Source organism: Peribacillus sp. TE19612, from assembly GCF_056279465.1.
The window spans coordinates 120,267-145,516 of the sequence record NZ_JBWCCL010000009.1 but is presented as its reverse complement, the minus strand read 5'-3'; the positions used below and the strand labels follow the sequence as shown (position 1 = coordinate 145,516).

Here is a 25,250-nt window from a genome sequence, read left to right as displayed (position 1 = left end):
AAAATTGCAGGTTTATCTCCGAAAATGGAGAAATATCGACGTTACTTGCAAGATTATCTCCGAATAAAGAGATATATCAACGAAAACTGCAGGTTTATCTCCGAAAATGGAGAGATATCGACGTTACTTGCAAGATTATCTCCGAATAAAGAGATATATCAACGAAAACTGCCGATATATCTCCGAAAATGGAGATATACGAGTAAAACCCTAAATAAGGCTAGCGAGGTATCCCGACTCGATGTGTGGGTACCTTTTTTTATACATATTGCAATTTATAAATTATAAAATGTAATATATATGTTGCAAAAAGTAAAATGAATCATATAATAAGGGTAAGCGATGGAATTAAATGGAGGTCGATTAAAGATGAATCTATTTAAACGAACGAAAAAGATCACGGATGAGCGGATTGAGAATGTAAGAAATAAAATTTATAAAGAAATGTATTATGTCATCTTGGTCATTTGCCTGGCGAGTGCACTTTTCAAACTATATAAATATGGTGCAGGCAGCGGGGAGTTATATCTGGAGTTCGCGATCCTTGTTGGTGGGGGGCTGTATTACTTAGCTCGTTCCATTTTCTTAGGTGTATTCTGGGATGAGGTGGAGATGCATGACCGCAACAGCAAAACAACAATGAGCAAGAAGACGATTCTTGGGACGGTTGCTTTAGCACTTATCATCGCTATATTCATGGGCGTGAATAGTGCTGTATCCTATGCCGATAGCAGTTCCCAGGGCGTATGGTATTTTGTATTGGTATCGTTTGTATCCGTCATGATCTATTTGCCGATTTTACTTCTGTTTTTTGGCGGTATATACTTGCTGGCGAAGAAAATCGGAATGAAAAATAGCTAAGATAATAAGAAATAGTAGGTGCTGTCCCTTGAAGAATATAAAACTGAAGCTTGCGAGAGTAGAAAAGGACTTGTCACAAGAAGAACTGGCCAAGATTGTCGGCGTTTCCAGGCAAACGATAGGATTGATTGAATCCGGAAAGTATAATCCCTCATTAAGTTTATGTGTCGGGATTTGTAAAGCATTATCCCGTACATTGGATGATTTGTTTTGGGATGAAGACTAATTGGGTATCCATTGACTTGGATATCTTTTTTTTTAGGAATTTATCATCAAAAAATGGGGGAAGGTATAGCATGTAAGCAAAAATCTAACATTCGAGAGGGATGGTTTGATGGATCGTACGATTGGTTACTTACGTGAGATATTGTCTAACTATACGGACCAATATCCTGAAGCGCAGGAAATATATAATAAAATCAAAAGCGGACACTTTCATTCGGAAAAAGAACTCGTCAATAAGCTATCCGGTAAAGAGGCCAGTCTCCTTAACCATATTCTTCCTCAGGAAATCAAGCATGCAAAGGAAGCGAGTGATTCGGAACGGGTCACGCAATTATCAGAGGTATATGAACTGATTATTATATGATGAAACCTTGTCCATGATGATCATGGACAAGGTTTTGTTGGTTTTATTCCATTTCACTAAGTGAATCCATATGACTGGCTATCATGGCGATGATCGTGCTTGCTTCTTCCTTGCTGAAAATGAAATTCGTTTCATCTTTTATCAGGTCATCATCCGCTGTCCGAATCCGATTGATCCGTTTCAGCACACCATCACCCGTCTCCTGAACGATACCGAACTGATAGGTGACCTCCACTTCATTATCCTGGATATAGGCAGTCACTTCAGGCGTTTCCCAATCTACATCGATTTCGTATATATCGGAATTTTCTCCGTCAGGATCATACAAATCATCATTTTCATCATCCATATCCATTTCATATGCATAATCGTAATCATCATCATCCTCATCTTCTTCTAAATATTTATGGAAGCTCTCATGGACAGCATCGATGATATCTTCAATATCCGAAAGGATGACCTTGCTGATCTGCCCTAAATCCGGATCGAACGATTCCATATAAAATTCTTCATTATACGGATCAAAAAACAGCGAGGAAAAATAATCCCGCTCATCGTCTTCCAGCTCTGTATAAAACTCGATGCGTGGATGCTTAGACCCGCGCTCCACGATCATACTGCCATTGCGATCGTATTTCTCACAAATTGATTTAAGATGATCCTGCAATTCCCCGCTTACTCTGTCAAACCATTCTAATGACATCAACATCCACTTCCTTTCGAGATTATTATTTCCCAGAAAGGCCGAACATGACATGCCATTTAAAGGCAACTGCAATTTAACTTCGCAACAGGAATGTCCGTTATAAAAAAAGAATGTAAAGGGAAAATAAGATAAAGCAATAACGTTAGATTTCCCTATACCTTTCAATGATAAAGTCAATAAAATACCTGCTGGCTATTGGCAATACCCTTTTATCCTTATATGCCAAAGTAATGGTTCGGATAATTGAAGGAGAGATGCTTTTCGTTACAATATTATAGGGACATTTATGTAAGAGCAGTTTCGGTAAAATCGAAATGCCAAGCCCTTGTTCAATCATGGACATAATCGCATAAGGATCATATACCCGGAATTGTGTATCAGGTTCAAAATTGTATTGTTTAAAAATGATTAATGGTTCATGTATCACTCCCTCATCCAACAGAATATAAGGATCTTTTAGCAATTCCTTCAAGGAGACTACTGTGGATGATGCTAAAGGGTGATTTACTGGCATTACAGCCACCATTTCATCTTTTTGCAAGGGAATCGTAGTTAAATCCGAAACATTTGAATTCACAAAGCCAAAGTCTACGCTGCCTTCTTTAATCCAGTTTGAGATTTCCGTATAATTTCCTTGATGTAATTCGAAATGAACCGTTGGGTAAAGTTCCTTAAAATCCTTGATCAATCCCGGTAGCCAATGACATGTAACACTGGAAAAGGTGCCAATTCGAATAAGGCCGCTTTGCAGTCCCTCCATCTCTTTATGCTTTTCAGTCAGTTCCCTATGTGAATTGCAAATCTTCCTGATATATGGCAAAAATTCCTCGCCATCTGGTGTCAGTGTAATACCCTTTCGAGAACGTAATATAAGAGTGGTGGAAAGCTCTTCCTCTAATGAATGCACCATTTGGCTAATGGCGGACTGCGTATAGCCAAGTTCTTCTGCCGCTTTTGTAAAACTGCCTGTTTCTATGGTTTTGATAAAAGCATAATACGAATTCAACCGCACTAACCCCTTTGCATTAGTGATTCTAATAGATCTATTATAAAAATTGGTTTTACTAATGTAAATGGAAGAAATAAAATATAGTTAGGAAATATCAAGGAATCTAAAATTAATTCATGGAGTTGAAGCAGAAAAATAATGAAGATTAACGTAAAATACAGAAATATTATTTATGCATGTTTAATGGCTTTTTGTATGTCCTTTTTTATTTCATTCATATTAGTCTCAATAAATAGGGGGTATGATCATCTATTCTTATCTGCATGGTTAAAAACTTGGTCACAGGCTTTTATTTGTGCTTTCTTTGGAGCTTACTTTTTTCCGAGAGTCATACAACAAATAATGAGAAGAATTAATTTTGTAGAAAAACCGCTCATGATTGAGAAGGATTTATTAGTGAGAGAAGAAGACAAATGATGATGACAGTAGATAATTAAAAGGATCTCCTGATTTTAGAGCTGCCCAAATGATGGGGAGCTTTTTTGCTATTTCCCTGCAAAATTTCAAGATCATGCTACTTTCATCCTGTAAAAGTTTATATAGAGTGTGAAAGGGGGTGAGTGGCATGGCAAACCAGATTCCAGTTTCAAGTACGTTGCGGATCGATTTTGAGACGGGGTTAAATGAAAAAGGGGCTCTCGTTTTCAAGCGGAGGACCTTTTCGAACATCAAGGTCGAGGCGACGGCGGATCAGTTGTTTTCGACGGCTGTTGCAATCACAAGTGTGCAGAATTATCCAATGGGTGAAGTGACCCGGGTGGATATGTATTCATTGATTGGCTAAACGGTATTGGAAAGAGGCCGGAAGCGGGGGAGGTGATTTGAAATGGCTAAAGTACTGGAATTGATTTTCGTTACGGAGGAAGGAAAGTCATCGACGATTTCCGTTGATAATCCGAAGGAGCCGGTCGAAGTGAATACGGTTAAACTGGCAATGGAAAAAATCATTGCGGGGAACGTGTTCGTTACATCTTCAGGAGATTTCGTCGATTTGAAAGCGGCACGCCTTGTCGAGCGGAATGTCGAGGAAGTGGAACTCATCTAACGAACGGGTCTTGTTGGTCACCCTGAAAGAGAGGTGAAAAAAAGTGGATCAAATCCTGCCGTTTGTCAGTGATATTGGGTTCCCGATCATTGTTACCCTTTATTTGCTTCATAGGATTGAAACGAAATTGGATACTTTGAATGAAACCCTTGTGGAGTTGCCAGAACGCCTGCGAGAAGGGATTCCGAAGTCAGGTTAAGGATAAGCGGGGAGCCTCATGGGTGATAGCATCCATGAGGTTTTTCCTTTTAAATGGAAAAGTTTTAATAGATTCTAGTTTTATATCAAAACTATCGGGTATACATAAAACTGTAGCTAGTTCATCAAAAATCCAAATAATAAGGAGGAGTTTTAATGACTAACAACAATGAAAAAATGAGCAGGGAAGAAGCTGGCCGCAAAGGCGGGGAAGCTACAGCAAAAAATCATGATAAGGAATTTTTCCAAGAGATTGGTCAAAAAGGCGGAGAGGCCACTTCCGAAAATCATGATAAGGAATTCTATCAGGAAATCGGCAAAAAAGGCGGAGAGGCTAGAGCCGATCAACGTGATTCCGATGATTGAAAAATGAGCAGGAAAAAGCAGGACTTAATGGCGGGGAAAAAAGCCGCCGCTAAAAAAAACGATCTGAAGTTTTTAGCTGAATCTAGTTTTATGGCTGTTCAAGCGCGTACATGACATATGTAGCTAGTACATGGAAAATCCAAATAATAAGGAGGAATTTTTAATGGCTAACAACAATGAGAAAATGAGTCGCGAAGAAGCAGGACGTAAAGGTGGAGAAACAACAGCGAAAAATCATGATAAGGAATTCTATCAAGAGATTGGCCAAAAAGGCGGAGAGGCCACTTCCGAAAATCATGATAAGGAATTCTATCAAGAGATTGGCCAAAAAGGCGGAGAAGTGACATCTGAAAATCATGATAAGGAATTCTATCAAGAGATTGGCCAAAAAGGCGGAGAAGCGACATCCGAAAATCATGATAAGAAATTCTATCAAGAGATTGGTAAAAAAGGCGGAGAAGCGACATCCGACAGCCATGGCAAGGAATTCTATCAGGAAATCGGCGAAAAGGGCGGAGAGGCACGGGCCAATCAACGTGATGACTCCGATGATGGAAAAATGAGCCGTGAAGAAGCAGGACGCAAAGGCGGGGAAAAAAGCCGCCGTTAAAATATAAACCCAGTGAAACTTATACATGACCGAGGGAGTAAACATTCCCTCGGTTTTTTTATGCCAGCACAGCACATCGCAAAGTGTGCTCAGGGATTAAAGTGGGTAAAGAATAACACCTATAAAAGAAGAGGTGATGAAGAAGTTGATTGCCCATTATTCATTTCCCCGTTTAAAAGTAGGCGGAGTTACATTCACTGCACGGCATTCATTGCTTGCTCTTGGTCTTGCGGGAATCGCTTATCTGGTTTCCAATAAGAGGAAGCATCAAGCGGTATTCAAAACGGCTTCATTGATGTGCAAGATCGAACGGAAAGAAGATTCGATAAAGCTTATTTGGCCTGATGAAGGTGGTTACTATCGGGTATTCAGGGGGCGAGAGCTGATTTACAGCGGCTCGGAGCCAAAGATGGAGGATCGGGGCCTGGCTCCAGGAACCATTTATACGTACACGATAGATAGCTTGAATGAAAAAGAACAGGCAGTGAACAGGATGAAAATACAGACATCAACGACCGCCGAAAATAAAAAAGAGGATAATATCCTTTTGGATTTGGTATTCACCACAATTGTCGCAAAAGGCCAAGCCAGCCTGGAATGGGAGCCCATCAAGGGAATAAAAGAATATACGATTTATCGAAACGGCGTGGATATTGGGAAAGTGAGTGGATGTTCCTTCAATGATCGGAGTATTAGTGAAGATCAGGAATACACATATACCATTAAAGCGAAGCGGCCCCTACCGCGTTCAGAGCAGGAATCCTATGCCGTGAAATCCCTTGTAGCAAGTATTGTCGGAGCCGTAAAAAAAGGTTCATCCCAAGCAAAGGCGGCGATCGAGGAAATAACGAATACCAAAAAGATAGGACCTGTAAAACAGCTTTTGCAGTCAGTTGAAAACGATGTGGAAGGTAAAAGGAAAAGAAATTGGCAGCTGCGCTATTCCACTTTTTTACCGGAAGAGTGGCTGAAAAACCCCAATCTGGCCTCAAAGGTTCCCTATTTTAAAGGAGACAACCGCGGGTTTGATCCTGAATCATCCCGTTTCCGGACCAGGGTCGATGTGTACATTCACGAAAAGGAAAGGGAAGCCGAAATTGAATTTTCCAAAGCGGTCGGGAAAAGTGAGGCCTACAACCATGATGGGGATTTCCTTGAGGAGGGAGTGGCCTCGGATGAAGGTGTTATAGTGAAGCGCGTATTATCCAATCATGAGAAAACGACAATCCAGCTGACACACTCTGTAGGCAACCCAATCATCATTTCACCTGCCGTGGATTATAAAGTGATCGGGACCTTTTACCGAAATGGCGAAATCAATATCGCCGGCTATCATGATCAGGCCCCGCATCACGAAGTCTACCTAAAGGAGGCAGATGACCAAAACTGGAAACCACTGCACCTAGCGGAAAACAAAGGGCTCGAAATGATGGCGCACCCTACGGCCAATCATCTATGGAGATACTCCACATTCACGCAATGAAAAGGACGAAAAGCCAAAATCGCTGTTCGTCCTCTTTTTTGTTGAGGTCCAATTCCAATCCAACCACTACATTTTCTTATAAAAACCGCTTTCGAACACTTGGCGACGGCAGCATACAGCTTTCTTCTTTCTTTCCGAACCATTTGTAACGGTTCCTGGCAATGAAATCATAAACGAAGTTCCGGATGAAGCTTGGGACGATGATGAAACCGTAAAGCAATTTCCATGCCCCTTGTAAGCGGCGGCAAATCCTCAAGGCTGCAGACGATTTATAGTAGGCCTTATCCTTTTCGATCAGCACCATACTATCTATATCTGCAGGAACATCATACTTCTTCAGCATTTCTTGTCCTGCCTCACTTTGAAGCGAAGCGTAATGAAAAAGCCCCTGCGGATCCCGCTTGATAATGAACTGGACACTCGAATCGCAAAAGTTGCATTCACCATCAAACAAAATGACCGGATTCATGAACATTCCTCCTATAGAGAGACGTTATCATACTCGTGCTTATATAATACACTACCCGTTTTGAAAAGGCGAAAACGTCTGGAACTGCCTGGAGTTTTGATGATGGAAGGGATTGTCGTTCCGGCAAGTCACTAACAGGTACGTAAGCGCCGTAAGCCAATTGGCGGGTGGACCCATGATATAGGCAGTTTTTTGACTGTTATCAAACTGTTATTTTCCATTAACTAAACTGTAAACAAGCTGTGATATGGTAGATACTCCAATGAAGTTCCAAGCCGGCAATCCTATAGTAGAGGAACGCCGGCTTTTTCATTCAAACCATAAATGAGGATTAGAAAATATAATTGGCAGTTTCTTTATAGGGGGTAAGATTTCATGAAACGTGATCCATATTTTGATAATGCGAAAGCTGTCTTAATCGTACTAGTTGTTTTGGGGCACACATTAGCTAGAATGGTGGAAGAAAACCAATGGATTTTAACTATTTATCTGTTCATTTTTTCATTCCATATGCCAGCTTTTATTTTAGTATCCGGTTATTTTTCCAGAAAGATAAAAAGTAAAAAGGACTTCTGGGGGCTCATTAAGAAAATATTAATTCCCTATGTAATATTCCAGGTGATATATACCTTCTATTATCAGAAGGTATTTGATGAACCAATAGACTTCACAATATTGACTCCAAGATGGGCTTTATGGTTCTTAATAAGCTTATTCTGCTGGAATATATTATTGTTTATATTTTCCTCCAGGAAATATGGAATCGCCCTTTCAATCATTGTCTCTCTAATTATCGGTTACTTTGGTGAAGTGAATGAATGGTTAAGCTTGTCGAGAACCTTCTTTTTCTTTCCTTTCTTTTTAATTGGACATTTTTTAGAAAAAAACCATTTTGAATGGGTTAAAAAGAAAAGTAATGCCCTTATCGGCTGGGCTGTACTAGGGTTAATCTTTATCGGTATTTATTTCTATGGGGAAATGACTTGGAGGGAATGGTTTTATGGCCGCTTAGGTTATCAGGAATTAATGGAAGGCTCCGTTGCCCTCGGCTTTATATATAAGTTACTCGTATATTTAATTATGGGAGCAGCAACTTACTGTTTTTTATGTATAGTTCCTAAAAAACAAACGTTTTTTACTGAAATAGGATCCATTACATTAGGTATTTATCTTTTTCATATGTTTTTCCTGGAATATGTTTACAACTCATTTATTTATGATTGGATCAAAGAAAGTGGCCAATACTATGTTTTATTAGTCATACCTGTAACCATAATATTTATATTATCAAGAAAACCGATAGTAAAAGTGGAATGTGCGTTAATAGGAATGAAAATGAAAACATAACAGAATTTTAACACCTTTAAAGTAACTAGCCCATTTGTTTGAAGGGCTCAGGCTGTAGACAAACTCGATGAAGAACAAGTTAGTCTCAATTTTCATTTAGGTTTATTAAACATGGAACGTCGATTGGAACGTAGGGTACTCGCTTTCCGCGGGCGGTCCGGGAGCCTCCTCGGCGCTTTTGCGCCTGCGGGGTCTCCTCTCGACGCGCTTTTCCCGCAGGAGTCTCGCACCTTCCGTTCCAATCAACTTTGTTTTATTTAGATAGAACCCTATTGTCTACAAACTAGATAATATTTGTTTGCCAACATTTTTTTGTGGGTTTGTAAAATGGGAACGTTGATTTCCACTCCAGGCACTCGCTTTCCGCGGGCGGGCGGGAGCCTCCTCGGCGCGCCTGCGGGGTCTCCCATGCCACGCTTTTCCCGCAGGAGTCTCGTACCTTACGTTCCAATCAACATTGTTTTTAAAAGAAAAAACTGCAGGCCGGTCTCATCTCGAACCATGTTTAAGACTAGTTTATCCTTCATGTTTTTTCCTGTACTCCTTAAATGGATGGAAGAAATTTGCGACACTCCTGCCGAATAACTGGCTAGCCGAGACCCCACAGACGCTTGCGTCGAGGAGGCTTGGCAGACAGTCGGCGGAAAGGGAGCGGATTTCTGAAATCAACTGGAATTTTTAAAAGAAAAAACTGCAGGCCGGTCTCATCTCGAACCATGTTTAAGACTAGTTTATCCTTCATGTTTTTTTCCTGTACTCCTTAATGGATGGAAGAAATTTGCGAGACTCCTGCCGAATTATTGGCTAGCCGAGACACCGCAGCCGCTTGCTTTGATGCGGCTTGGCAGACAGTCGACGGAAAGGGAGCGGATTTCTGAAATCATCTGGAACGTTTTTTAAAAGAAAAAACTGCAGTCAAACTCGCTTTTCTTAGAGTTTATCTACAGCCAGATCCCTTCCGTTTGAAGGGTTTTTTTCTTGAAATTTAATTGCCAGATATTTAGTGAGCTACAAAAAAATCTATTTAATGGAGATTAAATGGAGGCTCCACTAAAAGGGTTACAAGCCTTTTAAAGTTATTTCAGGAAAGAAAATGAAGGTGATTACCCGAAATGTTTCCAAAATTATTAAGGGGTAATTACTTTTGTATTTCACTTTCAATAAAACAACTTTAAACATTCAGATTTATTTTATTATGACTATATAAGATTTAACTATCATCAAAGGAGCGGCATATGAAAAAGTTTTTCATCATCTTCATTTTAGCTTTAATCCCTTTCGCCTCTACGAAGGTAAGTGCAGAATCTGACTTACCTCTCAATAGTGAAGCCGGGATCATTATTGACGCGAAAAGTGGAAAAGTATTATACGGAAAAAACATGGATAAACGTATGTATCCAGCCAGTCTAACGAAAGTTGCCACGGCGATATATGCTATAGAACACGGGGATAAGAACGAACTAGTGACTGTTAGCAAGAAAGCAGCGAAAGCAGACGGGTCTTCGGTATTTATTGAACCTGGTGAGGAAATAGAGCTTTCCGAATTAATTGCAGGCATGCTGATCAACTCCGGAAATGATGCAGCCATCGCAATTGCCGAGCATATGTCCGGCAGTGAAGAATTGTTCATGGAAGATTTGAATGAGTTTTTAAGAAAAGAAGTAAACATCACCGATACTCATTTTACGAACCCCCATGGATTGTTTGACAAAGACCATGTAACTACAGCCAGTGACCTTGCGAAAATTACCCAATATGCAATGAAAAATGAAACGTTCCGTGAGTATTTTGGGAAGAAGGAGTTACCATGGGAAGTGGAAACCTGGGACACAACTCTGATTACCCATCATAAAATGTTAAAAGGCGAACTGCCCTATAAGGGAATAACCGGCGGGAAAACCGGTTTCGTCAGTCAATCCGGCTACACCCTGATTTCTACTGCCACTAGAGGAGAACAGGACTTGATTGCTGTCACTCTAAAAGCTCCTTCAGACAAAGTTGCCTACTCTGATACCAAGCTTTTATTCAACTATGGCTTTGAAAACTTTAAATCAGGCAAAATTGATAAAAAAAGCAAACTTTATTCAGCGGACTATTCTAATTCCTACACGCTGAACGAAGACTTATACTATACTCATTTAATCAGTGATCAACCTAATCTTAAAACGAGTAATGATGGAATTCTCTCAATCATGAACCAAGAAGGGGAAGCAATAAAATCCTTTGACCTTAACACGGTCGCCGATGTTAGGAATACAGTATTGCCTGCCCCGATTAAACAAGAAACAATCAATGATAACCTAATAAAATTTTCTGTCCCATCTCTAGGATTGGGAGGCTTTTAGAACCTATTACTATACATATCCAGCTTAAAAATAATAAAAACAATAAAAGAGTTCCCTTATCATCCAGGACTGATAGGGGTATTCTTTTATTATTAGGTCTTGATCATCCAGGACAGGAAACAAGATCATGAATTCGGTATAATTCCCTGCCTACAATAGCCAACTGAATTGGAAATGGAGTATATGACCATAATAGTTTTAAAAAAACTATTAGGGATGATTTCATGATTTATATCTATAATGATTATGGGGGTACACATACCACGTCTTTGGCTGCCGCCTATCATTTAAAACAATTACCTCAATCGGAAGGAAAACTAACTTCGGAAGAAATATTAAATGTAAAATATTTTAATAAATTAACGAAAAAGGAATTTGGAAAGCTGATTTTTCGCGGGGTCGATGAAGATGGCAATTCCGTTTATACAATGGGACATAAAAGAGAGAAACTTGTTGTTCCGGCATTAAAAGAATTGACTTTACTACTGGAAGAGAAATTTCACTTTAACGAAAAAATAGTATTCTCCAATACATCCCCTACTGTCCCTATTGCCATGTCTATAGGGGGATATTTATCAAGAGCATTAAAAATTGATTTCATAGGTGTGCCATTATTAATTATAGGCACCAAACAATGCTGCGATAATATTTTTCGCTTGGTTGAAAACACGAAACAAATAGGAAAAGCAGCGAATGGGGAAAAAGTGATTATAATAGAAAATGAAATATATAAGTAATATTATAAAAACTTACTTAGCCCATCAAAATTCGTTTTTGAAAGTGCAGGCTGACAACTGTATTAGGGATTCAAGTCAACAATTGATGTTGGCTTTTTTTTGTTACGCTTCTGGATGGATACATGTTATACAAGAGCTGGTGCTTGCACTTAATCGAACAATAAACCACCACCCGGAAGTGGAGGTTTATTAATGAATCGAGGAAATTACTGTTCTTGCAGGCTGGTTACAGAAACACTTTGTTTTTTATTTGGATCATCAAGGGGATGGATTGTAGCTGTTCCATTTTGTTCATCCACGTGCTCAATGTAGATACTTTCCTCATTATAGGTTACAGTAACCATATTTGGTGAAGAAGCAATTTCTTCTGCTCGTTTTGCGTTCATTTTAGCCACCTCCTTTGAATTTGCAACATGTTTAATATTTGTTCCGAATTACTTAGATATACTAGTTGTAATTAAAATTCTTCCAAGAATCCCTTACTTAACGAACTGGTGGGTGAGTTATTTGTATGGCAGTTTTTAAATATTTCAATAACGCAGGATAGTTCAAGATAAAATCAGTTGATATAATTACAGAAAATTAAGAAAGTATAGGGGGGTGTAAAATGAATAGGAAAGGATTTTCGATTTCTGCAAATAAAAAGTATTTAGATGTAGATGTAATACATGATTTTTTGAATCAAGAAGCTTACTGGTCAAAGGGGATACCAAAGGAAACAGTAATAAAGTCAATTGAAAATACGACCTTATGTTTTGGGGTTTATAAGGGTGAAATAGGAAATGAAGGTTGTGATCAAGTTGGGTTTGCAAGGGTAATAACCGATTTAGCAACCCATGCGTATCTTTGCGATGTGTTTATATTACCTGACTATCGTAAATTAGGATTATCAAAATGGTTAATGGATGTTATCACCGACCATTCCGAACTAAAAAAGGTTCGCAGGTTTATGTTAGCAACGAATGATGCACATTCATTATATGAAAAATTTGGTTTTAATCCGATTGATAAACCAGAGCTATTTATGCAAAAAGTCGGTAAAACCCCATTTCAACAATAAGTACTTTTAACACAAAGGGATTAGACCCTGCATAATCGTGCACAGAATGTCGGATGTTTCATTTCAACTCCTGCTATTCTGTTGATATAAGGGAGGTCATTGAATGGATTCGCTCAAAAATATGAATGGTGCCATTAAATTCATTGAAGAAAATCTTACGAACGAAATTGACTTTAAAGAAGTTGCAAGGCTCGCTTATTGCTCGGAATATCATTTTAAAAGGATGTTTTCCTTCCTTGCCGGTATTTCACTATCCGAGTATATCCGCCGAAGACGACTTACACTTGCAGCGTTTGAGCTTAAAAATAGCAACATAAAGGTCATTGATATTGCGATAAAGTACGGGTACAGTTCACCAGACTCGTTTGCAAGGGCGTTTCAGCATTTGCATGGCATCACGCCATCAGAAGCGAGAAGTAATGGCCATTCACTTAAAGCCTATCCACCGATGTCCTTCCAATTATCCATTAAAGGAGGCAGTGAAATGAACTATCGAATTGAAGAAAAAGAGGCATTTCACATAATTGGAATTAAAAAAAGGGTTCCAATCATTTTTAACGGGGTCAATCCAGAGATTGCATCTATGTGGAAAAGTTTAGACGAGAAAACGATAAATGAACTTAAAAACCTATCGAATGTCGAGCCATTAGGGCTGCTTAGTGCATCCGCGAACTTTTCCGAAGGCCGGTTGGAGGAAAAAGGGGAGCTTGATCATTATATCGGCGCAGCTACAACGAGGGAATGTCCAGATAACTTAAAACAGCTGAATGTTGATGCGTCTACATGGGCGGTATTTGAAGCAGTCGGCCCCTTTCCTGAAACACTGCAAAATGTTTGGGGACGCATTTATTCCGAATGGTTTCCATCCTCTAACTATGAACAAAGAGAAGGGCCGGAAATCCTTTGGAACGAAAATAAAGACATAACCTCACCAACATTTAGAAGTGAAATATGGATTCCCGTTATGAAAAAGTAAGTTTACCAGGCGAAGAATTTATCGGAAGAGCTGTCTTATGGCAGCTTTTTCTTATGGAGCAAACAGGAAAGGATAAGGGAATGAGAGCTAGGTATAATTTGCTTTAACGAGCTATAATGGTGGATAGAAAGTGCTTATATAAGGAGATTGAAAAATGCCTGTTATAGAGTATCAACAATTTATTAAAGCCCCAGTTGAATTATGTTTTAACCTAGCGAGGAGTGTGGATATCCATACGAAAACGACAGCGAACACAAAGGAGATGGCTGTTGATGGTGTGACAGAAGGGCTATTAGAGGAGGGAGATACTGTTACTTGGGAAGCCATTCACTTTGGTATTAAACAAAGGCTGAAAGCCAAAGTGACACTAATGGAAAAACCAAATAAGTTTGTAGATATTATGGTGAAGGGTGCTTTCCATTCCTTCGTACACACACATCAGTTTATAGAAGAATCAGGCGGAACTATAATGATGGATACATTTCAATATAAGTCACCGTTCGGTCCAATTGGAGTATTAGCTGATAAGTTGTTCTTAGAGAAATATATGAGAGCATTTATCGTTTCTCGTGCAAAGGCACTGAAAAAGATTGCCGAGAATAGGTAATAACCTTGTTTAAGACTATACTCTGCTATCATGGGTTGCTGCGGCAGCCTTTTTATGTTCCCCTAGTACTAGGAGGAACTAATTCACTGATTAAGAAGGAAGGAGATGATGGATAATGAAATTAATCCCTAAAAAGTTCCCTAACGATGAAGATGGGCAAGTATTAAAAATGCTATATAAACAAGGTGTTGATTTTAATGAGCCACAAGATGTAGAATTTTTTATTGCGGTTCCAGACAAACAGAGTGGTGAAGCTGTATTAAAATCATTCAAAGATGACGGGCTTATTTGTGAATTAGAACAAGATGATGAAACAGAAGAGTGGACTTGTTATTGTTTAATGAAAATGCTTTTAAATTACGAAGAAATTATTGATATACAAAAACGACTTGATGGACTAAGTATACCTTATGGTGGGCAAACAGATGGATGGGGAGTAATGATTGATTAATAGCTGTACTTGTTAAAAAACTATCAGTTCATATAGAACTAATGGGTGCTTAGCTGAAGTTCGGAGCTGTCTTTATAACAGGCACCCTAAAGATTAGCAAATGGCTCGGCTCAGCGGTACAACCGTGTTAGGCCCGCGGATACAACCGACCTTTAATTATGATTACGGATCAAATCGTTTGCAGCGATTAGATCTTTTCTTTTGTTTTTATAAGAATAACACAAGTAGAACAAATGTTCCAGTGTAAATGTGTAAAATTATTACTTTTTTTCAAAAACTATTCTTGTAAAGGGTATAGTTGAAGAAGCAGGTAGAGCGGAATTAGACTGACGATGGGTATGTATTTTCAGAAAATGTGATAAAAGAAGAGAACAGAATGAGTACGCGATACATGTAAGGTTGACATGACTCATCTTGTTGGAACTAAAAAAAGTACTTTGATAATTACAGTATCAAAGTACTTTCCATTTAACAAACTACCAATTCCATGACAAATTACAGCCAAAGTCAACATGTTTATTCTTACAACAATCATGATGTTCATTATCGCAGCGTTTTTTCTTCTTACAACAATCGTGATGTTCATTATCGCAGCGTTTTTTCTTCTTGCAACAATCATGATGTTCATTATCGCAGTGTTTTTTCTTCTTGCAACAATCATGATGTTCATTATCGCAGCGTTTTTTCTTCTTGCAACAATCATGATGTTCATTATCGCAGTGTTTTTTCTTCTTGCAACAATCATGATGTTCATTATCACAGTGTTTTTTCTTCTTGCAACAATCATGATGTTCATTATCGCAGCGTTTTTTCTTCTTACAGCAATCGTGATGTTCATTATCGCAGCGTTTTTTCTTCTTACAGCAATCGTGATGTTCATTATCGCAGCGTTTTTTCTTCTTACAATCGCAATGCTCATTATCGCAGCGTTTTTTCTTCTTACAATCGCAATGCTCATTATCGCAGCGTTTTTTCTTTTTACAACAATCGTGATGTTCATTATCGCAGCTTTTCTTCTTGCAACAATCGTGGTGATGGTCCTCATCGCAGCTTTTCTTCTTCCAGCAATCGTGGTGATGGTCCTCATCACAGCATTTTTTCTTCCAGCAATCGTGGTGATGGTCCTCATCACAGCAATCATTCTTCCACCAATCGTGGTGATGTTCATTATCGCAGTGATTTTTCTTACAACAATCCTCGTGATAAGACATAGAAATGTCACTCCTTTCTATCCTATAAATAAAGGCAAAGCCTTCTCGATTTAGAGAGGGCTTTGCTAGTCAAGATTAAAAACTACTCAACACCGTCATTTACGGAGCAGGAAGAGTATTAGTTGTTGGAGTAGTTGTAGTTTCACAACGACGTTCATTTACGTCGCAAATACCACCGTGTTTATCTACAATAACTGGTCGAACAACTGTAATTGTAGTACGTAGTACAATCTTGACTAAAATGGCATTGGTAGTAACAAGTCCCGTTGTGCCGATGACTGGAACGCCTGGTTGAGCAAAGATCCCTTCTAATACTAATGGGGGTTCTATTACTGTATCCTCAGGGCAAGCACCTGGAAAATCTGTGTGCTCCTGGAATGGTAAACTCGTTGTAAGTGTGGCTGTTGCAGGAGTTGTTGATCCTGGTGCCAAAAATGTTACCGTAATCGTTACAGGAATAAGCCCGATGTTAACGACTTTGTCCCTTATGATTGTCGTGTTACGTGTAACACCAGCTAGATTCGGTACTACAGATACCGAAACAATAGTGGAACCAGCTGGAATTGCTGGAGTAAACGCGGTAAAAGGAAATGTTGCTTCTGCAACCTTTTGTACCGCTTTTGAGCCAACAACGGAATTGACTAGGACACAGTCGCTGTTTAATGGTGCAGCGAGTTGGCGAGCCGGAGCTTTAAAATTGCAATCGCAAACTGAATCGTCGTGAGACTTACAAACCTTACATGGTTTTTTAAATTTTGAATGACGATCAAATCTAGAATCATCACCGAATCTTGAATCACTCCCAAAACCCCAGTCGCTGTCGGAACATGCAGAACCCCAGTTGCTGTGCATTGGATTATTTTTACCGAAATTTCCCATGAAATCTCAATCCTTTCTTGTAACTATTTTTTTTCGAAAATGAAATGGAGTGCAGTATCGAACCGTACTAACCACTGCCAAAGTTATTTTCGAGTAGTTACAAAATATAGTATTAATAAAATAAGCTAATTGCTTGGACAGGTTACTTATTTTTCCGGACAAACTGTAAATATTTATAGGTTTATAATTTAGCATTAGCGGATGTATGGAACGCGGTAAAGAAATGGATGAATCCAAAAGGGAGGCAAAAAGTTAAACATTGAAAAGCAGTGCCTGAGAAAATACTGATAAACCCAAAAAGGGCTTCTATGCTCGGTTTTTACAAAAAGTGAACAAAGAAGTCCTAGGCTCTTTTTAAGGCATCCCAACGAAGTTTCGTTTCCATTACCGAAGTTTAGATCTATGAGGTTTATAGAGGGAAATTCAACTGTTAACTCTTTAATAATGTTCTGACGTGTTTTTATCGTTTTTCTAATTTGACTGGGGTTGGTAAAGGGGGTATGCAGGTTAGCAGACAAGTAAGAGATTTATGCTATTATTATCCAATAAAGGAGCAATCTTATGACGGCGTTAATTTATCAATATATATAACTATTACACTTGTATCACTCTTTATTTTCGCTGGACCTTATTCTCCATTAGTGGGACTTGCAGTCGGTATCCCTATACATATCCTAATAGTACTTACACAAATATATAAAGAAATAAAAGTGATATCTAAAAAACTATAATAATAGTTTTTGTCGACTCTATGTCCTGACCAGTAGATATAAGTTATAGTTAATCCGAAAAAGGAAAGGAGTGGGTTCTTTGGATTTCAATATCGGTGATTTAGTATATCAACTTATTATGTTTATTTTGTTGCTTGGTATGATCTTTGCGGTTTACTTTTTTGTACGTTCTCTTCTTGCAAGGTCAAACAAATCTAATAGAATGGAACAAAAACTTGATAGAGTAATTGAGCTGCTTGAAAAGGATAAAAGAGAGTAATTTCTTTTATCCTTTTCATTTTTTTGTTTCCTGGTTAGGTCCATAAGAAGTCGAATATAACTTAGTGATTTCATCTAGTGCAAAAAAGATTATGGAGCATATAACCGCTAAGATAAAGAAACCTCCCGGGTCAATAAAGTATGTAGCCAATCCGAAACCAATATGTATGAATCCAGATAACCAGAAACGTATATTGGAAAACTTCATTGAGATGAATTCAGAAATTAGTGATACTGGTAAACCATAAAAGAAATTTCCAATCAAACTATAAAAAAGCACAACCATAATGATCAGGAAATCTCCATCCAATTTAAAGGATGGTTCTTCAAAAAACGAGACTAGAAATAAACCAATTGTAAAGGTCACTGATGAGTAGAAGGCCACTTTAATTTTTCTGAATTTGTCTTTAAACAGAAATTTCCTAATGACAGGAAATACGAACGCAATCGTTATAAAAGCGAGTAACGTTTTAATTATTATTGGAGTAGTTGAAACAAGTATGATTGTAAACAGAACAGCCATGGAAAAAACAAGAATATAAGAATTTCCTTTTATCATAAATACCTCGGACCTTTTTACCTTCATTGTACAATAAGCTTGAATTAGTGGGAATTGGATGTCGCAAACAATCATTAATTTCAATAAGTAAATAAGGTGTCAGGCGGAGCTGTATGAAATCTCCAAACAGTAAAAATAGGCGCTGATAAACTGTTAATTTTAGGTCGTGCGGGTGGTTGAAAAAAGTTTTTGGTGATTTTTGTGTCATTATCCTATTTAGAACATAAGTTGAATTAACCCATTTAATTTTTTCCTCCTAAAACAAATAAGGAGATGTTTCTATTGTCAAATTGTGGTCATGATTCAAATTGCGGTTGCGGTAACGATGTTGGTGGATTTGGTGGCGGTTTCGCTTTTATAGTCGTATTGTTTATCCTCTTAATCATCGTTGGAGCTGCTTGTTTCGGCGATAGAGGTAACGATTGCTGTTATCCCGTTCAAGGATATGGCGGTTTCTGCTAACAAATGAATAAAGAAAAGCCGACCTTTATTGGTCGGCTTCCTTTATGCTGATTTATTGGCTTATTACTTTATTATGAAGTAAGCTTTATGACTGAACCGATAATATTATCCCAGTCTTCACTATGAATTTCATGCCCTGATCCATCAAGTGTCACTAATTCAGCTTGAGGGATGGCTTTCGCAAGAGCAAGTCCGTGCTCGTATGGCAAGGCTGGATCTTCTGTGCCGTGAATGATGAGGACAGGTACGGAAATCTCACCCATTCGATCGAAATATTCGTCTCCTCCAGCAAGCATGGCATGATTGAATCTGCTCGGTATCTGCTTGGCACGGTCTGCCTCTCTTTTTGCCAGTTTATACATTCTTTCCTGCTCATAAGGTTTGGTACCGGCTAAAGTTTTCCATCCATCCGCAAGATAAGCGATGACCGTCTCCCGATTTGACCAATCAATGGAAGCACTTTTTGCATGATGATCCAATATGCTCTGATCCATTGGAGGCAGTTTTTCCATTACAGTCCCGAACACGCTTGATGCAATTAGCGTAAGCGTATTTACGCGTTCCGGATATCTTAAAGCAAGAATCTGTCCGATCATACCGCCTAGGGACATCCCAACGATAGAAGCACGTTCTATGGAATAAGCGTCCAGGACACCCGCGGCATCGTCAGCCAAATCCGTTATTGTATAGTTGGAGGTACCGGGTTCATAAACGGTAGACCGTCCCAGATCCCGATGGTCGTAGCGAATCACAAATCTCCCCGAATCGGCAAGGCGGAGACAGAAATCATCATCCCACCAATCTAATGAAGACATCGCTCCCATGATCAAAAGCACGGCAGGGTCCTCAGGGTTCCCAAAACTTTCAGTACATATATCGACTTTATTAATTTTCAGTATCTGTTCACTCATGTTTTTTACCTCCGTATTAAATATTATCCAATAGCCGTTACCATGGCGCAGATCAATATATACTTTCCGGAGCATGATGATTGGCCTGCGCTTTTCATTATCGCAGTCTAACCCACTTAATAATCATGACGCGGCCTCCTTTTAATAGTTGTGAAATGGGAGGTTTCCCTCTATTACTTTAACATGGGGGATATCTTTACGCCACCAAATTTTCCCATATTCCCCATGCAGAAAACCCCGAATACAGAGCACCTTTTTTGGTGCCATTTATTCGGGGTTTTTAACATGCATTTTATTGAGCAGTATATCCGCCATCTAATACAACTGCCTGGCCTGTGATGCCCCGTGCTTTGTCGCTTGCGAGGAAAATGGCGTAGTCGGCAATTTCACTTACATCGAGTAAGCGGTTTTGTGGGACAAGTGGATAGATGACCTCTTCCAAAACGCTTTCTAACGGTACTTGTCTTGTTTTTGCCAGGTCCTCCAATTGACCGCGGACGAGAGGCGTGTCTACGTATCCTGGGCAAAGGGCATTGACGGTTATGCCAAAAGAGGCGCTTTCCAGGGCGGCGACTTTCGTCAAGCCGATTACACCGTGTTTGGCACTATTGTATGCTGCTTTGTTGGCGAATCCAATCAGGCCGTTAATGGAAGAGATGTTGATGATTCTGCCGAAGCCTTGTTCTTTCATGATTGGCAAAACGTTCTTAATTGAAATGAATGGCGCGGTCAGCATGATTTTGATCATCAGTTCGAATTTTTCAGTTGGAAACTCTTCAATTGGTGCAACATGCTGAAGGCCGGCGTTATTGATGAAAATATCGATTCGTCCATATTTGTCTTTAGCTTGTTTGATTAGTTGGATAATATCCTCTTCACTTGTTACGTCAGCTTTTAAGCCGATAACCTCCAAGCCGTTGTTCCTTAGGTCTAGAGCAGCTTTTTCAACCGTGTCTTGATCAAGGTCGGACAAAACGACCTTTGCTCCATTTTCAGCAAATATCTTTCCGATCTCAAAGCCGATTCCTCTAGCAGATCCGGTAATTATCGCCACTTTATCTTTAACCATATTACATTCCTCCAATAAAAAATGTAATGGTCCAAGTCTGTCATTTTATGTCGTGAACAGGGAAGTATTCCGTAGAGTAAATATAAAAAGGGAAGGTTATAAAAATATGGTTTAGGTTAATGAGTAAGAGTCTATCATGATTTTCAAGATAAAAAAAGAATTTTATTTCCCCTTATCGTTGGCATGGATATTGCATATATAAAAAGGTGAGTAAATAAAGGTAATTGAAACGGAAAGGGGAAGCTGGATGATTAAAAAAATAGCCATTATCGGTTCAGGTGTAATGGGTAGTGGGATCGCTCAGTCTTTTGCAGTTAGCGGGTATTTCGTCACCATTAACGATATAAAGGAAGAGCTGCTATACCATGCCCAAAATCGAATTTCTGAGAATCTATCACTGCTAATGGAAGAAGGGGCTTTGACTGATCGGGAAAAGCAAGGTGCATTAGCGAATATTACATACAGCGTGGACTTGAAAGGGGCAGTAAGGGATGCTGATTTTATCATTGAGGCGATTCCGGAAGTCATCGAGCTGAAATTAAATCTATATCAGCAACTGGAGGAAATAATCAAACCGGATGCAATTATTGCTTCAAATACATCGACCTTTCCGATTTCCCAATTGATGGAGAAGGCTTCGTTTGCGGAGCGAATGGTCATCACGCATTTCTTTAATCCTGGCCATTTGGTTCCATTGGTTGAAATTGTTCAGCATGACGAAACGAAGCCGGAAATCGTCAAGACAACCATGGATTTAATGCGTAAAATCGGCAAGTCTCCGATTCTCTTGAAAAAAGAAATAGCAGGGTTCATTGCCAATCGTCTCCAGACTGCCTTGATGCGTGAAGCCTTTTATCTATTAAAAGAGGGCGTTGCCGATGCCGAGGATATCGATACGGCGATAACGGCTGGACCAGGTTTTCGCTGGGCATTTACCGGGCCGATCGAGATTGCCGATTTTGGCGGACTTGATACATGGCAGCGTGTTTTCGATAATGTTTCACCGGTATTGGACCAGAGTAAGGAAGCGCCTGATTTGATTCGTGATTTGGTGGCTGAGGGAAAGCTTGGGACGAAGTCGGGAGAGGGCATTTTTACGTATGAAGAATCTACCGTTTCTCAAAAAATCAATGAGAGGGACCGTAATTTTATTAAACTGGGAAAATTAAAAATGGAGAAGGAGGAAGTATTATGAGAGAAGTAGTGATTGTAGGGGCAGCAAGAACACCGGTTGGTGCGTTTGGAGGCAGTCTTGCCAATGTTTCGGCGGTTGACTTGGGAGTTGTGGCAGCTAAGGAAGCGATTAAGCGGGCAAATATTTCGGCTGACATGATTGATGAGGTATTGGTTGGGAATATTCTATCTGCTGGATTAGGGCAAAATGTGGCACGTCAGGTTGCGATTCATGCAGGGATTCCGGAAACAACGCCGGCCATGGCCATTAATAAACTTTGCGGATCTGGCCTCCGTACGGTCATAATGGGAGCGCAATTCATTGCCCTCGGTGATGCTGATGTGATTCTTGCCGGGGGTATCGAAAGCATGAGCAATGCTCCGTATTTACTTCCAAATTATCGTTTTGGGCAGAAAATGGGTAATGCCGAAGCGGTCGATTCAATGACTTATGACGCCTTAACGGATGTATTTAATCAATATCATATGGGCGTGACTGCAGAGAATATTGCCGAGCAGTGGGAAATCAGCCGTGAAAAGCAGGATGAATTTGCTTTAGATAGTCAAATGAAGGCTGAAAAGGCGCAGCTTGAAGGACGATTTGCAGAGGAAATCGCACCTGTTGAATATAAACGCAGAGGAAAGACGATCTGGGTGGACCAAGATGAACACCCGCGTCATGGGCTGACGATAGACCAGCTAACGAAGCTGCGTCCTGCATTTAAGGAAAATGGAACGGTTACGGCAGGTAATGCCTCCGGAATCAATGATGGGGGTGCGATGTTAGTCCTGATGTCTAAAGAAAAAGCGGACGAGCTGGGCCTGGAAGCATTAGCGACAATCAAGTCATATGCAAACGCCGCGCTTGATCCGAAAATCATGGGATACGGTCCAGTTCCTGCGACAAGGAAAGCTTTGGCAAAAGCGGGATTGACAATAGATGATATTGAATTGATGGAAGTGAATGAAGCCTTTGCGGCACAGTCACTCGCCGTGCTTAAGGATCTTGAGTTGAAGCCGGAGAAAGTGAATGTGAATGGCGGGGCGATTGCCCTGGGTCATCCGGTAGGCGCTTCCGGTGCCCGCATCTTAGTGACGTTATTGTATGAAATGAAGCGCCGGGATGCAAAAACCGGCCTTGCCACCTTATGTATCGGCGGCGGACAGGGAACTGCGCTGATTGTGGAACGGTAATGACTTGGCCTCATTTTCCTATGATATAATGGAGGAAACTTCAGACGGGTTAAGGAGAAGAGGAATGGCCAGCGATAATGAAACTATTCAATTGGAATTAGTGAAAGCGATATTGGAAGAATTGCCTTTTGGTGTTTTGGTAACGAAAAACGAAAAAGAAATCGTTCTATGCAATCGCGTATTATCCGAGGCTTTTGCTGAGAATCAATTTGATCAGCAAATACATTTGATTTTAGAAAAAAACCTTGTACCAGCTGTAAATACTCCGATCCGTTTGAATGAGAATAATGGGATTGTCAGAAAAGCCATCATTCAAATGGGTGAAGAGGAGTATCAGATTTACCTCCTATTATTTACAAATAATAAAAGTGATTTTCTTAATATCGATAATCATGAAGAACTTCTGTTTAAGGATATTATCGAGTTTGCCTATGACGGCTTGGTGATGGTCGATACTGAAGGGTATGTCCAAATGCTGAGCCATGCTTATGCGGATTTTCTTGGGGTCGATCAGGAAAGCTCCATAGGGAAACATGTAACGGAGGTCATTGAAAACACCCGTATGCATGTGGTCGCCAAAACTGGCAAGCAAGAGGTCGCTGAATTACAAAAAATTAAAGATAATTATATAATTGCGACCCGTTCCCCGATAAGGAAACAAGGCAAGTTAATAGGTGCGGTCGGGAAGATTCTTTTTAAGAATGTCGGGCAATTCACCGCTCTTTCCAAGCGGATAAATTCACTTGAAGTAGAGCTGAAAAAGTACAAAGGCGATTTTCGCGAGAGAAATAAGGCCTCATATACGTTTGATCATTTGATGGGAAGAAGTCCCGCTTTCATGGAAGTGAAAGGTCAGGCCAAAATTGCCGCTAAAAGCGACTCGAATGTTTTGATTTTGGGTGAAAGCGGAACAGGTAAGGAGCTGTTTGCCCATTCCATTCATAATGACAGCAGACGGGCCATGGGTGTGTTTGTCAAAGTGAACTGTGCAGCCATCCCGGCGGAGCTGCTGGAGTCAGAGCTATTTGGCTATGAAGAGGGATCCTTCACTGGTGCAAAAAAAGGCGGAAAAGCAGGTAAGTTCGAAGCGGCTGAAGGCGGTACGATTTTTCTGGATGAAATCGGTGAGCTGCCACTGCATATGCAGGTGAAGCTGCTCCGTGTTTTACAAGAGAAAGAGATTGAGAGGGTCGGTTCGACGGGAAGTATTCCGATTGATGTACGGGTAATCGCTGCAACGAACCGTAATCTGGAGGAAATGGTCTCGAAAGGGGAGTTCCGGCTTGATATGTATTACCGATTGAAGGTCCTGCAAATCCATGTTCCTTCCTTAAGGGAGCGACCGGAGGACATTGAAATACTGGTAAATCATCTTGTTGAAAAGTACCAGAATCTCATGAAGAAACGCGTAAAAGGGATGAGCGATCAAGCATTGCGTCTGCTTCGTCTTTATAAATGGCCGGGGAATATTCGTGAGTTGGAGAATATCATTGAACGCGCAATGAATATAGTTGAAGAAGGGGAAATGATACGTTCCAAGCATCTCCCTAAAGAAATAACGGGTCATAAAGAAGCCGTCTCGATCCGCACCTTGGCTGAAGTAATGGATGAAACCGAACGGGCTGCGATCGTTTCCTGTTTGGAAATGACTTCAGGCAATAAATCAGAAACGGCAAAGAGACTCGGAGTGAGCCGAACAACACTGTATGAAAAAATGAATAAATATGGTTTATGATTGAAGAAATGACCCTTTTGCCAAAGGGTTCAGACTGCAGGCAAATTCGAAGAAAATCGAGTTTTCCTGCAGTTTTTTCATTTTAAAAACGTGCAAGGTGCTTTCAGAATTCCGCTCCCTTTCCGCCGAATGTAAGCGAATGCCTGAATCCCCCTCTCCATGCTTTTACTAGCAAATATTCGAGTGTGTTAGGAAATCCGTACATAAAA

30 protein-coding genes and 1 pseudogene are annotated in these 25,250 nt (G+C 39.9%); 22 read left to right on the top strand and 9 right to left on the bottom strand.

Annotated elements, in window-relative coordinates; all coding sequences use genetic code 11:
- Positions 1–369 precede the first annotated feature (369 nt).
- The 3 genes from ACZ9AO_RS17060 (at position 370) to ACZ9AO_RS17050 (ending at position 1,450) form a co-directional block, all read left to right on the top strand.
- On the top strand, positions 370–861 hold the full coding sequence (locus tag ACZ9AO_RS17060) for a DUF6773 family protein (protein WP_476109541.1): 492 nt from the start codon (positions 370–372) through the stop codon (positions 859–861).
- Positions 862–889: 28 nt separating this feature from the next.
- On the top strand, positions 890–1,087 hold the full coding sequence (locus ACZ9AO_RS17055; RefSeq protein WP_476109540.1) for a helix-turn-helix transcriptional regulator: 198 nt from the start codon (positions 890–892) through the stop codon (positions 1,085–1,087).
- 108 nt (positions 1,088–1,195) lie between these two features.
- On the top strand, positions 1,196–1,450 hold the full coding sequence (locus tag ACZ9AO_RS17050) for a sigma-G-dependent sporulation-specific acid-soluble spore protein CsgA (protein WP_476109539.1): 255 nt from the start codon (positions 1,196–1,198) through the stop codon (positions 1,448–1,450).
- Between the two features lie 43 nt (positions 1,451–1,493).
- Here the strand turns inward: ACZ9AO_RS17050 and ACZ9AO_RS17045 are convergent, their stop codons facing one another.
- Together ACZ9AO_RS17045 and ACZ9AO_RS17040 are read right to left on the bottom strand one after the other, a co-directional pair.
- Complete coding sequence (locus tag ACZ9AO_RS17045) at positions 1,494–2,153, bottom strand: hypothetical protein (RefSeq protein WP_476109538.1); 660 nt, start codon at positions 2,151–2,153, stop codon at positions 1,494–1,496.
- 145 nt (positions 2,154–2,298) lie between these two features.
- A complete protein-coding gene (locus ACZ9AO_RS17040; protein ID WP_251543192.1) occupies positions 2,299–3,162 on the bottom strand; it encodes a LysR family transcriptional regulator in 864 nt (287 codons plus the stop codon).
- A gap of 141 nt (positions 3,163–3,303) precedes the next feature.
- Between ACZ9AO_RS17040 and ACZ9AO_RS17035 the strand changes: the two genes are divergently transcribed.
- The 7 genes and pseudogenes from ACZ9AO_RS17035 to ACZ9AO_RS17005 all read left to right on the top strand — a co-directional run bounded on the left by ACZ9AO_RS17035 (position 3,304) and on the right by ACZ9AO_RS17005 (position 6,867).
- Positions 3,304–3,582, top strand: a complete 279-nt coding sequence (locus ACZ9AO_RS17035; protein ID WP_476109537.1) for a DUF2798 domain-containing protein — start codon at positions 3,304–3,306, stop codon at positions 3,580–3,582.
- A gap of 148 nt (positions 3,583–3,730) precedes the next feature.
- Positions 3,731–3,949, top strand: coding sequence for a DUF1659 domain-containing protein (locus ACZ9AO_RS17030; protein WP_063594617.1), 219 nt, complete (start codon positions 3,731–3,733; stop codon positions 3,947–3,949).
- Positions 3,950–3,991: 42 nt separating this feature from the next.
- Positions 3,992–4,210 (top strand): DUF2922 domain-containing protein, encoded by a 219-nt coding sequence (locus tag ACZ9AO_RS17025; RefSeq protein WP_476109536.1) that lies wholly within the window; start codon positions 3,992–3,994, stop codon positions 4,208–4,210.
- 43 nt (positions 4,211–4,253) lie between these two features.
- On the top strand, positions 4,254–4,409 hold the full coding sequence (locus ACZ9AO_RS17020; RefSeq protein ID WP_034309764.1) for a YvrJ family protein: 156 nt from the start codon (positions 4,254–4,256) through the stop codon (positions 4,407–4,409).
- 155 nt (positions 4,410–4,564) lie between these two features.
- Positions 4,565–4,768: pseudogene (locus ACZ9AO_RS17015) on the top strand (KGG domain-containing protein); the annotation flags it as partial.
- Between the two features lie 169 nt (positions 4,769–4,937).
- Positions 4,938–5,384, top strand: coding sequence for a glucose starvation-inducible protein GsiB (gene gsiB, locus ACZ9AO_RS17010; protein WP_476109535.1), 447 nt, complete (start codon positions 4,938–4,940; stop codon positions 5,382–5,384).
- A gap of 136 nt (positions 5,385–5,520) precedes the next feature.
- The gene (locus ACZ9AO_RS17005) at positions 5,521–6,867 is read left to right on the top strand and encodes a DUF3238 domain-containing protein (RefSeq protein WP_476109534.1); all 1,347 of its coding nucleotides are present in this window, start codon (positions 5,521–5,523) and stop codon (positions 6,865–6,867) included.
- Between the two features lie 76 nt (positions 6,868–6,943).
- Here ACZ9AO_RS17005 and ACZ9AO_RS17000 read toward each other — a convergent pair whose 3' ends face one another.
- The gene (locus tag ACZ9AO_RS17000; RefSeq protein WP_476109533.1) at positions 6,944–7,336 is read right to left on the bottom strand and encodes a thiol-disulfide oxidoreductase DCC family protein; all 393 of its coding nucleotides are present in this window, start codon (positions 7,334–7,336) and stop codon (positions 6,944–6,946) included.
- A gap of 375 nt (positions 7,337–7,711) precedes the next feature.
- On the opposite strand from ACZ9AO_RS17000, the gene ACZ9AO_RS16995 reads away from it, so the two are divergent.
- The 3 genes from ACZ9AO_RS16995 (at position 7,712) to ACZ9AO_RS16985 (ending at position 11,765) form a co-directional block, all read left to right on the top strand.
- Entirely contained in the window at positions 7,712–8,683 is a 972-nt protein-coding gene (locus ACZ9AO_RS16995; RefSeq protein ID WP_476109532.1) for an acyltransferase family protein, read from the top strand.
- Between the two features lie 1,235 nt (positions 8,684–9,918).
- Positions 9,919–11,028, top strand: coding sequence for a D-alanyl-D-alanine carboxypeptidase family protein (locus ACZ9AO_RS16990; protein ID WP_251543204.1), 1,110 nt, complete (start codon positions 9,919–9,921; stop codon positions 11,026–11,028).
- A gap of 224 nt (positions 11,029–11,252) precedes the next feature.
- On the top strand, positions 11,253–11,765 hold the full coding sequence (locus ACZ9AO_RS16985) for a DUF3189 family protein (RefSeq protein ID WP_476109531.1): 513 nt from the start codon (positions 11,253–11,255) through the stop codon (positions 11,763–11,765).
- Positions 11,766–11,971: 206 nt separating this feature from the next.
- Here ACZ9AO_RS16985 and ACZ9AO_RS16980 read toward each other — a convergent pair whose 3' ends face one another.
- Positions 11,972–12,151: a small acid-soluble spore protein H gene (locus tag ACZ9AO_RS16980; RefSeq protein WP_202312471.1), complete on the bottom strand. Its 180-nt coding sequence runs from the start codon at positions 12,149–12,151 to the stop codon at positions 11,972–11,974.
- 221 nt (positions 12,152–12,372) lie between these two features.
- Between ACZ9AO_RS16980 and ACZ9AO_RS16975 the strand changes: the two genes are divergently transcribed.
- The 4 genes from ACZ9AO_RS16975 (at position 12,373) to ACZ9AO_RS16960 (ending at position 14,859) form a co-directional block, all read left to right on the top strand.
- Entirely contained in the window at positions 12,373–12,825 is a 453-nt protein-coding gene (locus ACZ9AO_RS16975) for a GNAT family N-acetyltransferase (RefSeq protein WP_251543209.1), read from the top strand.
- Between the two features lie 103 nt (positions 12,826–12,928).
- Positions 12,929–13,801, top strand: coding sequence for an AraC family transcriptional regulator (locus ACZ9AO_RS16970; protein ID WP_476109530.1), 873 nt, complete (start codon positions 12,929–12,931; stop codon positions 13,799–13,801).
- Between the two features lie 154 nt (positions 13,802–13,955).
- On the top strand, positions 13,956–14,408 hold the full coding sequence (locus ACZ9AO_RS16965; protein WP_476109529.1) for an SRPBCC family protein: 453 nt from the start codon (positions 13,956–13,958) through the stop codon (positions 14,406–14,408).
- 115 nt (positions 14,409–14,523) lie between these two features.
- Positions 14,524–14,859: a ribonuclease E inhibitor RraB gene (locus tag ACZ9AO_RS16960; RefSeq protein ID WP_476109528.1), complete on the top strand. Its 336-nt coding sequence runs from the start codon at positions 14,524–14,526 to the stop codon at positions 14,857–14,859.
- 409 nt (positions 14,860–15,268) lie between these two features.
- Here the strand turns inward: ACZ9AO_RS16960 and ACZ9AO_RS16955 are convergent, their stop codons facing one another.
- Positions 15,269–16,081, bottom strand: a complete 813-nt coding sequence (locus tag ACZ9AO_RS16955; RefSeq protein ID WP_476109527.1) for a hypothetical protein — start codon at positions 16,079–16,081, stop codon at positions 15,269–15,271.
- Between the two features lie 88 nt (positions 16,082–16,169).
- Positions 16,170–16,949: a hypothetical protein gene (locus ACZ9AO_RS16950; protein ID WP_476109526.1), complete on the bottom strand. Its 780-nt coding sequence runs from the start codon at positions 16,947–16,949 to the stop codon at positions 16,170–16,172.
- An 801-nt stretch (positions 16,950–17,750) separates the two neighbouring features.
- Here ACZ9AO_RS16950 and ACZ9AO_RS16945 point away from each other — a divergent pair.
- Positions 17,751–17,939: a DUF4083 domain-containing protein gene (locus ACZ9AO_RS16945; RefSeq protein ID WP_476109525.1), complete on the top strand. Its 189-nt coding sequence runs from the start codon at positions 17,751–17,753 to the stop codon at positions 17,937–17,939.
- A gap of 15 nt (positions 17,940–17,954) precedes the next feature.
- Here ACZ9AO_RS16945 and ACZ9AO_RS16940 read toward each other — a convergent pair whose 3' ends face one another.
- On the bottom strand, positions 17,955–18,497 hold the full coding sequence (locus ACZ9AO_RS16940) for a hypothetical protein (RefSeq protein WP_476109524.1): 543 nt from the start codon (positions 18,495–18,497) through the stop codon (positions 17,955–17,957).
- 282 nt (positions 18,498–18,779) lie between these two features.
- On the opposite strand from ACZ9AO_RS16940, the gene ACZ9AO_RS16935 reads away from it, so the two are divergent.
- On the top strand, positions 18,780–18,959 hold the full coding sequence (locus tag ACZ9AO_RS16935; RefSeq protein WP_476109523.1) for a YjcZ family sporulation protein: 180 nt from the start codon (positions 18,780–18,782) through the stop codon (positions 18,957–18,959).
- Positions 18,960–19,030: 71 nt separating this feature from the next.
- Here ACZ9AO_RS16935 and mleCBF read toward each other — a convergent pair whose 3' ends face one another.
- Both mleCBF and ACZ9AO_RS16925 read right to left on the bottom strand, forming a co-directional pair.
- Positions 19,031–19,870 carry a CBF family alpha/beta fold macrolide esterase gene (gene mleCBF, locus ACZ9AO_RS16930; RefSeq protein ID WP_476109522.1) on the bottom strand — a complete coding sequence of 280 codons (840 nt, stop codon included), beginning with the start codon at positions 19,868–19,870 and terminating at the stop codon, positions 19,031–19,033.
- Positions 19,871–20,162: 292 nt separating this feature from the next.
- On the bottom strand, positions 20,163–20,939 hold the full coding sequence (locus tag ACZ9AO_RS16925) for a 3-hydroxybutyrate dehydrogenase (RefSeq protein WP_063594600.1): 777 nt from the start codon (positions 20,937–20,939) through the stop codon (positions 20,163–20,165).
- Positions 20,940–21,186: 247 nt separating this feature from the next.
- On the opposite strand from ACZ9AO_RS16925, the gene ACZ9AO_RS16920 reads away from it, so the two are divergent.
- From ACZ9AO_RS16920 to ACZ9AO_RS16910, 3 genes are all read left to right on the top strand, one after another.
- Entirely contained in the window at positions 21,187–22,134 is a 948-nt protein-coding gene (locus tag ACZ9AO_RS16920; protein WP_476109521.1) for a 3-hydroxyacyl-CoA dehydrogenase family protein, read from the top strand.
- The gene (locus tag ACZ9AO_RS16915; protein ID WP_476109520.1) at positions 22,131–23,306 is read left to right on the top strand and encodes an acetyl-CoA C-acetyltransferase; all 1,176 of its coding nucleotides are present in this window, start codon (positions 22,131–22,133) and stop codon (positions 23,304–23,306) included. The genes ACZ9AO_RS16920 and ACZ9AO_RS16915 overlap by 4 nt, the downstream gene beginning before the upstream one ends.
- Positions 23,307–23,370: 64 nt before the next feature.
- Complete coding sequence (locus ACZ9AO_RS16910; RefSeq protein WP_318290546.1) at positions 23,371–25,041, top strand: sigma-54 interaction domain-containing protein; 1,671 nt, start codon at positions 23,371–23,373, stop codon at positions 25,039–25,041.
- The last annotated feature ends 209 nt before the right edge of the window (positions 25,042–25,250 follow it).